The sequence below is a fragment of the Gemmatimonadota bacterium genome (genome assembly GCA_022560615.1).
In the GTDB taxonomy this organism is placed as follows: Bacteria; Gemmatimonadota; Gemmatimonadetes; order Longimicrobiales; family Gaopeijiaceae; genus UBA1138.
This window is the reverse complement of record JADFSR010000006.1, coordinates 120,438-132,127: the sequence shown is the minus strand read 5'-3', so window position 1 is coordinate 132,127 and position 11,690 is coordinate 120,438. Positions and strand designations below refer to the sequence as shown.

At 64.5% G+C, this 11,690-nt stretch carries 9 protein-coding genes; 8 read left to right on the top strand and 1 reads right to left on the bottom strand.

The features are described from left to right. Positions 1-8: 8 nt before the first annotated feature. The 8 genes from IIB36_05945 (at position 9) to IIB36_05910 (ending at position 9,502) form a co-directional block, all read left to right on the top strand. Positions 9-1,115, top strand: a complete 1,107-nt coding sequence (locus IIB36_05945) for an aminotransferase class V-fold PLP-dependent enzyme (protein ID MCH7531295.1) — start codon at positions 9-11, stop codon at positions 1,113-1,115. An 87-nt stretch (positions 1,116-1,202) separates the two neighbouring features. Then, on the top strand, positions 1,203-1,769 hold the full coding sequence (locus IIB36_05940) for a sigma-70 family RNA polymerase sigma factor (GenBank protein ID MCH7531294.1): 567 nt from the start codon (positions 1,203-1,205) through the stop codon (positions 1,767-1,769). A 5-nt stretch (positions 1,770-1,774) separates the two neighbouring features. Beyond that, the gene (locus IIB36_05935; protein ID MCH7531293.1) at positions 1,775-2,200 is read left to right on the top strand and encodes a hypothetical protein; all 426 of its coding nucleotides are present in this window, start codon (positions 1,775-1,777) and stop codon (positions 2,198-2,200) included. Then, positions 2,197-2,520 (top strand): YbjQ family protein, encoded by a 324-nt coding sequence (locus IIB36_05930; GenBank protein ID MCH7531292.1) that lies wholly within the window; start codon positions 2,197-2,199, stop codon positions 2,518-2,520. The genes IIB36_05935 and IIB36_05930 overlap by 4 nt, the downstream gene beginning before the upstream one ends. Before the next feature lie 160 nt (positions 2,521-2,680). Then, positions 2,681-4,897, top strand: a complete 2,217-nt coding sequence (gene dacB / locus IIB36_05925; GenBank protein MCH7531291.1) for a D-alanyl-D-alanine carboxypeptidase/D-alanyl-D-alanine-endopeptidase — start codon at positions 2,681-2,683, stop codon at positions 4,895-4,897. 7 nt (positions 4,898-4,904) lie between these two features. After that, positions 4,905-7,811, top strand: coding sequence for a M20/M25/M40 family metallo-hydrolase (locus tag IIB36_05920; GenBank protein ID MCH7531290.1), 2,907 nt, complete (start codon positions 4,905-4,907; stop codon positions 7,809-7,811). Further along, on the top strand, positions 7,808-8,824 hold the full coding sequence (locus IIB36_05915; protein MCH7531289.1) for a PHP domain-containing protein: 1,017 nt from the start codon (positions 7,808-7,810) through the stop codon (positions 8,822-8,824). Before IIB36_05920 ends, IIB36_05915 begins: the two co-directional genes overlap by 4 nt. 3 nt (positions 8,825-8,827) lie before the next feature. Further along, positions 8,828-9,502: a hypothetical protein gene (locus IIB36_05910; GenBank protein ID MCH7531288.1), complete on the top strand. Its 675-nt coding sequence runs from the start codon at positions 8,828-8,830 to the stop codon at positions 9,500-9,502. 534 nt (positions 9,503-10,036) lie between these two features. Here the strand turns inward: IIB36_05910 and amt are convergent. Beyond that, positions 10,037-11,659: an ammonium transporter gene (gene amt, locus IIB36_05905; GenBank protein MCH7531287.1), complete on the bottom strand. Its 1,623-nt coding sequence runs from the start codon at positions 11,657-11,659 to the stop codon at positions 10,037-10,039. Between the last annotated feature and the right edge of the window lie 31 nt (positions 11,660-11,690).

The window sequence follows — 11,690 nt, the reverse complement described above, 5'->3', positions numbered from 1 at the left end:
CGTCGCTGATGCCAGGCCCGGTCCTGGACGCGATCACGGCGCACCTGGACCTCGAAGCTAGTATCGGCGGGTACGAGGCAGAGTCTGAGGCCTCGGCAGAAATCGCCGCCGCGTACGAGGACGTCGCGAACCTGTTGAGCACCTCTGCGGCGAACATCGCGTTCAGCGGACACGCCACGGCTTCGTTCGTCGCAGCACTGTCCGCGGTCCGCTTCTCGCCAGGAGACGTGGTACTCACGACACGCAACGACTACGTCTCCAACCAGATCCAGTACCTGGCCCTCGCCGACCGCTTCGGGGTGGAAGTGGTGCGCGCGCCGGATGCCCCCGAAGGGGGCGTCGACCTCGGCGCAATCGAGGGGCTCATCCATCGTCGTCGGCCTCGCCTCGTCGCGGTCACGCAGATCCCCTCGAGCTCCGGTCTCGTTCAGGACGTGACGGCGATCGGAGCGATGTGCCGGGCCAGAGAGATCGTCTACCTCGTCGATGGCTGCCAGTCGGTCGGTCAGATGCCCGTGGACGTCGAGGCGATGGGATGCGACTTCTTCTCCGCTACCGCGCGGAAGTACCTGCGTGGCCCTCGCGGCGCGGGCTTCCTCTACGTATCCGACCGTGCCCTCGACGCAGGTCTGGAACCGCTCTTCCCAGACCTCAGGGGGGCGGACTGGGTCGCTCCCGACCTCTACCAACCCGCACCCGACGCGAAGCGGTTCGAGACCTGGGAGTTCTTCTGGGGACTCGTGCGCGCGACCGGTGTGGCGGCGAGATACGCGACCGACCTGGGCCTGGACGTGATCCGCGAACGCTCGTGGGGCCTCGCCGATCGGCTGCGCACCATGCTGCGGGGGATCGACGGGGTCCGTACGCTCGACCGGGGGCCGACGCTCTGCGCTACGGTCACGGCGTCGGTCGAGGGGTGGCGTCCGCCAGACCTCGTTCGCGAACTCCGTGAGCGTGGCATCAATACCTCCGGCCAAGAGAGCACAGACGCCGTCATCGATTACGAAGAGAAGCGCGTGAATGGCTCACTACGCATCTCACCGCACTATTTCAATACCGAGGAGGAGCTCGCGACGCTGATCGAGGCACTCGAGGAGCTCGTGGCCGAGGCTTGAGCGAGTCGTTGTTTTGTAGACGTTCGTCGCCGCGATGAAGAAATTGCGCCAGCCCCGCGTAGGACCAGTCACGTAAGAGGAGCCACATTGCAGCCTGAGCTGGAGCGGGAACTGATACGCAAGTGCCAAACCGGTGACACTCGGTTCTACGAGCCCCTCGTCCGAGCCTACGAGCCGTCGGGTCTGCGACTCGCCGTGGCGATGATGAGCAATACGGAAGACGCTCAGGACGCGCTTCAAGAGGCGTTCGTGAAGACGTTCAGGTCGCTGCACCGCTTCGATGTGCGACGGCCCTTCGGTCCGTGGTTCTTCCAGATTCTGAGGAACCAGTGCAGGGACATGCTTCGCAGCCGACAGGCGCGGTTCAAGGTGGAAACGCTGGATGAGCGACTGGAGGCCCGCCCAGCGAGCAGTGAAAAGGGTCCCGAGCGGGCCCATCAACGCAGCGCCGTACGTGAGATACTCTGGATGGGTCTTGAGCGGATCGGTGATGAACACCGTGAAATCCTCGTCCTCAAGGAGCTCGAAGGGTTCAGATATTCGGAGATAGCCCAGATCCTGGAAATACCGGAAGGGACGGTGGCGAGCCGCCTCTATCACGCGCGACACGCGCTTAAAGAGGCGCTCGTCGATCAGGGCGTCGAGTACCCCTAGGAACAATGGCCGACCGAGTCTCCAAGGAAGACCTGATGCGCTACATGGACGGCGAAATGCCGCCCGAGGAGCGCGTTCGCGTGGACGCTGAGCTCGAGCGTTCGACGGAGTTGAAGCGAGAGTTGGCGATTTTCCTTGCGATGAGGACGGATTTCCAGGGACTGAGCTTCGACCCCGGTACCTACCACAGCTCCGTTTGGGACAAGGTGAACGCCAGCGTGACCAGACCCATCGGTTGGATCCTAGTCGTCGTCGGGGCCATCGTTTGGACGGCCTACGGCTCATACGTATTCACGACTTCGCCCGCGAATGCGTGGGAAAAGCTTGCCACAGGCGCGATCGTGATCGGTATTCTCACTCTCCTGGCTTCCGTGATCTGGGAGCGTTACAAGGAGTGGGGTGCGGACCCGTATAAGGACGTCCATCGATGATCATCGTCACCACGCTCGAGGTGCAGGGCAAGCAAATCAAGCGCACCTTGGGCATGGTCCGTGGCAGCTCGATCCGTTCGCGGCACATCGGTCAGGACATCATAGCTGTGCTGCGGAACATCGCCGGCGGCGAAGTCCGTGAGTACACCAAGATGCTCGCGGAAGCCCGTGAGCAGGCCCTCGACCGCATGGTCGAAGAAGCCCGGACGCTCAAAGCCGACGCAGTCGTGTGTGTTCGCTTCCAGACCTCGATGGTCATGGCCGGCGCGGCAGAGATGCTCTGCTACGGGACCGCCGTGACGTTCGAGCCGAGCAGCTAGCCTATCTCCGCCGCTCGCCCGGGAGCCTCCGGCACAAATTTCTTGCTGATCCCGCGCAAGGCCGGCACTTTCGCGATGCCCTTCCCAGAGGCGGATCCTGTGAGGACCACTCTTGGCGTCACTAGCCATCCTCCAACCAGACGCTCGAGCCGCGGCACGAATGAGCACCGCCCTCGGGGGAACGCACGAGGTCGTCGTGCGTTCTTCGTGGCGTGCCCTGAACGAGGCGCTGAGCGGAGAATCGATCGATGCATGTGTCGTTGACGCGGACCACCCCGGCCGAGACGTGGCACGCGCCGAAATCGAAGCGATTCGCGAGAAGTACCCTAGCCTCGCGATCATCGCCTACGCCGACGTCACGGGGGAGCTCGAGTACTACGATCTGGGTGAGCTGGGCGTCGATGGCGTTCTTCTCGCCGGCCGGCACGACGCGGCCAAGATCAGAGATGTGGTGGACCAGGCGATGGCGGCGAACAGCGCCATCCGGATCGCTCACGAGCTCGAAGGACGGTTCGGCACGCTCGGCTCACGGGCCATTGCGTGGTCCATCGAACACGCCACGTCCGAGCCCTCCGTTGAGCAATTCGCAGCCGCGATGGGCCGCGCGCCGCGTTTGTTGGTGTCCGCGCTGCACCGGGACGGGCTGCCGTCCCCGAAGACGCTCTTGCTCTGGGGACGACTCCTTCGGGCTGGAGCGTATCTGGGCCGCGACCGCCGCACGGTCGAGGAGACAGCGTTTCTGCTCGGCTACTCGACGGCGAGTTCTCTCGCTCGGGCCATGAAGAAGAACACGGGACTCACCGCCAGCGGAGTCGCGGCACGCGGCGGACTCGCGTGTGTGCAGGCGGCACTCTTCGCCCGGCCGCGGCACGCGGCGAAGAGGGAGCGCGCGCTCAAGGGCCTGTCGGTCGTGCTCGCCGTCTCGCTCCAGGTCGGGTGTGCCTCGGTGGGAGGAGGCGTCGGTGCCGGAGACGTCGATCGCGAAGCGATCGACGAGACCCTGGACTCGGCACCCTTCGACCAGGTGCATTTCGGCGTTCTGGCAATCGACGCTCGAACCGGCCGCATCCTGTTTTCGCGCAACGCTCACCGGAAGTTCGTTCCGGCGTCCAATCAGAAGATTCTCGTCACCGCCACTGCGCTGTCCCTGCTGGGACCGGACTACCGGTACCGGACCGAAGTATGGGCGACCGGCTCTGTCCTCGGATCGCTGCTCGACGGCGACCTGGTCGTCATCGCTTCCGGAGACCCCTCTCTCTCCGACCGATATTGGGACTCGGGCGAGGCGGCGCTGTCCGCGATCGCGGACTCACTGAGACGGCGGGGGCTCGAGCACGTAGCCGGATCGGTGTTCGTGGACGTGTCGGCGTGGGACTCGGCCACCGTGGGGCCGACGTGGCAGGTGGCGGACCTTCGGGGCCGATCCGCGGCCACTGGTGGGGCGTTCGCGATCGACGAGGGAGAAATCGAACTCATCATTCGTGCCGGCGCGGCGGTAGGAGCACCCGCATCCGTCGAATGGTCTCCGCTGGGTAGCGACGACTTTGTGACCTCTCGGCTCAGGACCTCCCCACCCGACAGCACCACCCGGGTCCGCCCGAGCTACCTCCCGGAGTCCCGGAGGTTGGTTCTGGAGGGACGCGCCGAGCTCGGCACGGTGGACACGCTGTCATTCGCGATCCGAGACCCCGTTCGCCAGGCAACGGCGGCGCTCGGCAGGGCGATCGCAGATGCAGGCATCGTTGTCGAAGACCAGGCGCGGGTCGTGTGGGTCGACAGCGTCCGAGTCGGTCGGGGATGCTTGTCGGGCTCGGTGCGGGAATGTGCCAACGCAGGGCTCATCTTTTCGCTCGAGTCGCCTCCGCTCTCGGAGTTGGTGGCCGGCATTCTCGGGCCGAGTCAGAACTGGATGACCGAACAGCTCATTCGCACGCTCGGAGCCGACCGGGGTGAGAACGGTAGTTGGTCCGAGGGCGTCGAAGTGATTCGAACCTTCCTCACCGAGCAGGTCGGGGTCGACAGCCTGGACATAGCGCCGAGGGATGGATCAGGGCTCTCGGCCTACAACCTAGTGACGCCCCGAGCGCTGGTCCGCATTCTGCAGTACATGCGGCGCGGTTCAAACGCTGCGACCTATCGTGCGGCGCTGGCTGAACCCGGCGAGGAGGATTCGACGCTCGAGCGGCGTCTAACGGATCTGGAGGGGCGGCTCTTCGCCAAGACAGGAACGATCTCCAACGTGAACTCTCTCTCAGGATATCTCGTACGGGACGACGGCACAGAGGTGATCTTCTCCATTCTTTCGAATGGCTCCGGACTCCCGGCGTCACGCGTGCGCGCAGCGATCGACGACGTCGTGAGGGCCCTGGCGAGATAGGTAGCAGATGAGCGACTACGATCTTCCCGATCTCCCGTCCGACAAGGACCTGGGGCTCACCGAGGACGAGATCAAGGAACTCGAGGCCGAGTTCTCCGACGACCGTCCAGAGATGACCGCGGAGGAGATGGCGGCCTTGTTGGGGGAGGAGCCACCCGCGCCAGCCGCCTCGGCTGCAGGGACCGGCACGGAGCAACCGTCGAAGAAAGAGCAGCGGGCGGCCGACCGCGCGCGCAAGAAGGCGGAGAAGGAGGCCGCGCGGGAGAAGGCCAAACAGGAGAAGAAGGCGAAGCGCGCTCAGCCAAAGGCAGAGAAGGCTTCGGCGGAGGAGGCGCCCGGAGAGTCCGAGCAGGCAGCCCCCGAGCCCGCGGAAGAGGGCCCGCGCAGCAAGTGGCGGGGGCCTGCCACCGCGGCACTACTGCTCGCGGCGTGCGTCTTCGCGAGTAGCCGGACCGGTCAGCTACGCCCCGTGCCCGCGAATGCGGGGGAAGCAGAGTTCTCCTCCGCACGCGCCATGGCGACGCTGGTGGAAATCGCTCGCGCTCCACACCCGACCGGCTCACCTGAACACGCACGGGTGCGCGAGTACCTCGTGGATCGCCTCACCCTCATGGGCCTGGAGCCCGAGGTGCAAACCGCTACGAGCCTGATCCAGGACGGGTCGATAGTGCGGTCCGCGACGGTGCGCAACGTGGTGGCCCGGATCGCTGGCACGGCTTCGACGGGAGCGGTGTTGGTCACCGCGCACTACGACAGCCGTGAGCTCGCGCTGGGCGCGGCCGATGACGGTTCCGGGATCGTGTCGATCCTCGAGGCGTTGCGGGCGATCCAGGCGAGCGGACCGCTTCAGAACGACCTCATCGTGCTCTTCACCGATGCGGAAGAGCTGGGCCTGCTCGGCGCCCGCGCCTTCGTAGACGAGCACCCTTGGATAGACGACGTGCGCCTCGTGCTCTCCCTCGAGATGAGAGGCAGCGGCGGACCGTCCATCATGTTCGAGACCGGCCAGGAAAACGGCTGGATCGTTCGTGCGTTCCGGGCGGCAGACCCGACCGCCTACGGCAATTCAATGTCCTACGAGGTCTACGAGAGGTTGCCGCGGGACACCGACTACACGCCGTTCAAGGAAGCCGGCATCCAGGGGCTGAACTTCGCGGCCATCGACAACGCGCACGTATATCACCAGGTGTACGACTCACCCGAGAACATGTCCGAGTCGACGCTGCAGCATCACGGCACGCATGTGCTCAACGCGTTGCGATATCTGGGAGACCAGGACCTGGCCGAGGTCGACGCGCCGAACGTGACGTTCTTCAACGTGCCCGGTTTCGGCTTCTTCGTCTACGATGCCAAGTGGGTTCTGCCGATCTCGGGAGGCCTGCTCGTGCTCTTCTTGCTCGCGCTACTCGTGACACGAGTCGTCACCGGCAGCTTCGTCGGGATCGTCGTCGGCGCGGGCATCTCGACGGTCGGTGTTGCACTCTCGTACGGGGCCGCCAGAGTGCTCGCTGCGTGGCTGCCCGGCTTCCATCCAGAGCTCGGCAGTCTGCACGGCTCGGCGTACCACAGCGAAGGCTGGTACGTGCTCGCCTTGGCTTGTGCCGTGCTCGCGATCGTCACTGCGCTGCATGGTGTCGCACGCCGGTGGGTCCACCTGAATTCACTGGCGTTGGGCGCCACCATCGCTCCACTGGGGGCGGCAGCGTGGTTGAGTTATTCGATGCCTCTCGCGGCGATGAACGTCCAGTGGCCCCTCGCCGCGGCTCTCTCAGCGATCGTATTGCTGGGCATCCTCCGCAGGAACACTCCGGGCGTCGTCGGATGGACTCTGGCCCTGCTGCTGGCTCTGCCGGTGCTCGCCTTTCTGGAGCCGGTCACGGAGCTGTTTTGGATCGCCATGTCTTTCCAGCTCGCGGGAGCGTTGGCGGTGCTGATGGCGGTCACAGCGTACTTGTGTCTGCCCGCGATCGATGGGCTGAGGCATCCCAACTCCTGGTGGGCACCGGTGACGAGCCTCGTCGTCGGTGGTGCGGCGCTCGGCATCGGGATACTGACTGCGAGAGCTACATCGGAGCGTCCATCGCCTTCGACGCTACTCTACGCACTCGACCATGGGGCCCGGGAGGCGCTGTGGGTCACCGGCCCTCTCTCGGACTCGGCCAACACGGCCGCTCGGGAATGGGCGGTCGCGCGGGCGGGCTCTGAGTTCGACGCCGTGCGGGACCTGAGCAACTTCGCATACACCGATCTCGGAGAAACCTTCGGCGATGTGCCGGTGGCCGATGCGGAGCTCGTCGACGCGCCGGAGCCGGAGATCTATACCGACTACAGTGACCCGGTCGGTGGCAAGCGCCGGGTGCTGATGAGCGTCCGCTCCCGGATCGAAGCCGAGGTGCTGGGCTTCCAATACGCGGAGGGTTCCGGCACGCGCTTGCTCTCGATCAACGGCAAGGCGGTGCCCGACCCCAGTTCGATGCGGTGGGCATTCCACTCCGGTGAGCCGGACCCGGTCGTGCTCTTGGAGCTCGAGGTGCCGGAGGACGAGCTGCTCGAGTTGAACATCGTCGAACACACACTCCGCCCTCAGGAGATCCTGGGCGCCGACGTGTTCGAGCGCCCCGAGGAGCTCGCCCCGGACATCACGCGCTTGAGCGACCGCGCGATGCTGCTGACGCGATTCGCGGCCAGACGCTTCGACGAGGGCGATGCGGCTCCCTTCGACCTTCAGCAGTTGCTCGACTCGATCACCGCGGGGAACGGCACGGGGAACGAGGCCGAGGCGAGCCCCGGAGTTGGCGGCACGGAGGCCAAGGAGCCCGCGGGCGCGTCCGACACGGCGGCCGTGGCTGATACCGTGGCGGCGGTGGCCGATACCGCGGCAGCGGCGGGGCGAGACCGCGGTCGCCGCCCATGAAGCGCCTCTCGCTGGGTCTCGCTTTCGTGCTCGCGTGGCTCGCCTCAACGGCCTGCGCCGAGCAGGCAATCTACGAGTTCGAGGTTCCGGAAGACGTAGGCGATCGCTGGTACAAGGGGAACACGCACGCGCACACGACGATGAGTGACGGAGATTCGTCGCCCGAGTATGTAGCGCAGTGGTACAAGGACCACGGCTACGATTTTCTGGTGCTCACTGATCACAACGTCTTTACCGATCCCGCCGCGCTCAGTCACCTGGTCGACTCTACGTTCCTGCTGATCCCCGGCGAGGAAGTCACGTCCAGCTTCGAGGACGCGTCGATTCACGTGAACGGCCTGAACATTCCCGGGCTCATCGAAGCGCGGCAGGCCGAGACGCTCGTCGCCACCATCCAGGCGAACGTGGACGCGATTCGCGACGTCGAGGGCGTCCCGCACATCAATCATCCGAACTTCCGCTGGTCCTTCGGAGCCGACGAGCTGAGGCAAATCGAGCGCGACAGACTGCTCGAGATCTGGAACGGGCATCCGACGGTCCACAACGAAGGCGGCGGCGGCAGCCCGGGTCTCGAAGAGATCTGGGACATTTTGCTCACGGAGGGCAAGGTCCTCTACGGAATCGCGGTCGACGACGCGCATCACTTCCAGGGAGAGTTCGCGCCCGGCCGCGTGAATCCAGGCCGAGGGTGGGTCGCGGTGAACGCCTCGTCGCTGGATGCCCTGGAGCTCATGGCGTCGCTCGAGGCGGGTCGATTCTACGCAAGTACGGGTGTCGCGCTCTCGGACATAGTGATTACGCCCGACCGCATCGAGATCCACATCTCAGAGTTGGACGACTTCAGGTTCAGCACGGTCTTCTCGGGTCCTTCGGGGGTGATCTTGGCAGAGACCGACGAGAACCCTGCGGCGTTCGATCTCGGAGGCAACGACGTAGCTTATGTTCGAGCGAAGGTGACCGACTCGGGAGGTCGAGTCGCCTGGACCCAACCCGTCTTCGTAACCCGGAGATAGCTGATGCTCCGATGGATCGTCACCGCCGCGTGCCTCGGTACCGCGGCCCTGATCCTCGTCTGGTCCTTCCTCATCGGTGTGAACACACCCACGGGCACGATCCTGACCAACTTGGGGACCGAGCTTGTCGGTATCGTGGTCACGGTCGCGGTCGTGGAGTGGTTCTTCGAGCGCCGGCGACACCACACGAGGGGCCGTCAGCTCGCGTGGGATACGCTGCACGCGGTCGAGCACGTCGTGTGGGTATGGCAGGGCGGACCCCGGGAAATGGACACCGACGAGGTGCTCGGCATCCTGAATGCCGTGGGAGCTGACGATCCGCTGCCGGACTTCACCGAGGGACTATTCTTGAACATCGGGACGCGCAGCCGCCGCCTCCTCAATGACGACCCGGAGGCGGTCGGTGCCGTGCGCGGCTTCATGGACAGTCTCGAACACCTCGCGCGGCTCAGCGCGATCCGGGACGGAAAAGTGCCGATGCCCGCGCGAAAGGTCGGCGACATCCTCGAGCAGGGAACGACCGCACTCGCCAGGGCCCTCGGCAAGACGACCGAACGCCACTTGGCGAGCCTCATCCGGTATCGGGATCCCTCCGTCGAGAGCCAGGAGCGCCGGCACTTCGGCGGGCGTGGCACGCTGACATGGCCGGTCAGCGAGCAGGCTGGGAGCTTGGATTGAGACTCGCCGGCTCTCTTAGGATTCTTGTCGCAGTGCTGGTGGCCGGGTGCGCAGCGGAAGCGGGCGACCCGGATGCGGCATCTCGAAGCGACGCAGCCACCCGGAGCCCCGGCGTCGAGATTGAATACATCGCGCACGCTTCGTTTCTCCTCCGTGCGGAGGACGGCACGGAGCGGCGCTGGCACTTCTTCAGCAGTTCGACGGAAGCCAGGGACCGGCCAGCTACCACGCTGCGGCGATGGTAGCCACCGGTCTGGGTGACCTGGACCGGGCGCTCGACCACCTCGAAGAGGCCTATGCCATCCGATCGGCTCATCTGTCAGGGAGGTCGCGGTCAGACCCGAGTTCACGATCCTCCGTGCACACACACGGTTCCAGGCACTTCTGCGGCGCATGGGTCTGGAAGGCGTGACCAGCCCCAATCCGACCTGCTCGAGCCAGATCACCTGACCCAGTCCTGTTGCAGCACCCAGCCGATCGTTAAACAGTGAGTTTACAGGGGGTTAGGTTGGTCTCCGACACGTTATCAAAGATCTACCTGACTGGGTTGTCGATCGTGATCTTGAATTCGACAGAGACCCCCTGATTTCCGGCGGCATCCCAAGCGATAGCCTTGAGGACATGCGCCCCGTTGCTGGCCGTCGTCGTGTCCCAAACCATGACATAGGGTGGAGCTTCAATGCCCTCACCGAGGTCATTCCCGTCAAGAGTGAACCGTACGCCGCTCACGCCTCGATTGTCCATTGCGTTGGCCAAGACGTCGATTCGTCCGGAAACCGTGGATCCATAGGCCGGTGAGAGGATCATGACCGTCGGAGGGTTGGTGTCCCGTTCCCCCCGATAGGCGGAGACGCCGTGCTCGTGCATATCCAGTCCAGCAAGCTCCACCTCTTCTTCCACCCTCAGCCAGTTGGCCTTCTTCATGGTAAAGAACACCACAAAGGAGAAGGCTGCGCAGAAGCCACCGATGCTCACGATCCCGATCACCTGGCTCAGGAGTTGAGAGGGCGAGGCCAGGTTGCCTAGGAGGCCCACCGCCAGGGTACCCCAGATGCCACAGACGAGGTGAACGGAGATGGCGCCGACCGGATCGTCGATCTTGAGCTTTCGATCAAGGAACAGGACCACGGCGACCACGAGGACGCCAGCGATAAACCCGGTGGCCACTGCATCCAGGATACCCAGCTGGTCTGCACCGGCGGTAACGCCCACCAGCCCCGCGAGGGCGCCGTTGAGGACCATGGCGAGGTCCAGATGCTTGATCAACACCACCGTGCCCAGCATGGCTCCCATGACGCCTGCGGCACCGCCCAGGTACGTAGTGACGAAGACATAGGACACGGCGCCGGGATCGGCCGACAGAACCGAGCCGCCGTTGAATCCAAACCACCCGAACCACAGCAGAAAGACACCCACCGTGGCTAGGGGCAGGCTCCCTGGCTGCAAGGTATTTACCTTGTCGCCGTCGTACTTCCCGAGCCTCGGACCCAGAACGATGCAACCCATGAGCGCAGCCCAACCGCCCACACCGTGGACGAGCGTCGAGCCGGCAAAGTCGTAGAACGGCGTCTGCATAGCGTCGAGGAACCCGCCACCCCACTTCCACATACCGACTATCGGGTAGCACAAAGCCAGATAGAGGAACGCAAAGACCATGAAAGGCAGAATCCGCACCCGCTCTGCCACGGCACCCGAGACGATGGTGACCGCCGTGGCGGCGAACATGGCCTGGAAGATGAAGTCGGCCCAGTAGGTGTAGTTCTCGTTGTATGCACTGGTGATTCCACTTGCGTCGGTGCCAATCCCAAATCCTGCGAAGCCGAAGAAGGCTCCGGCAAACTCTTCACCGGGATACATCAGGCCGAACCCGATCAGCGCGTAGATGAGAACGCCCATCGACACGATGGTGACATTCTTGAAGAGGATGTTGACCGTGTTCTTCTCCTGGACGAGACCCGCCTCGAGAGTCGCAAAGCCGAGGTGCATCATGAACACCATGGCTGAAGCCAGGAGTATCCAGAGGGTCCCGACAACGAATGCGACGCTTTGCGGCTCCGCATTCTCTTGTGCCAGGGCGGTCTCGGGGAAACCAAAAACCAGAAGGCAGAGCAGCCCCGCGAGTAGCAACCCGGGAGTGAGTGTCTTCAACCGATGCATGTGTCGGCTACGTCTCTATATGGGTTGTTGG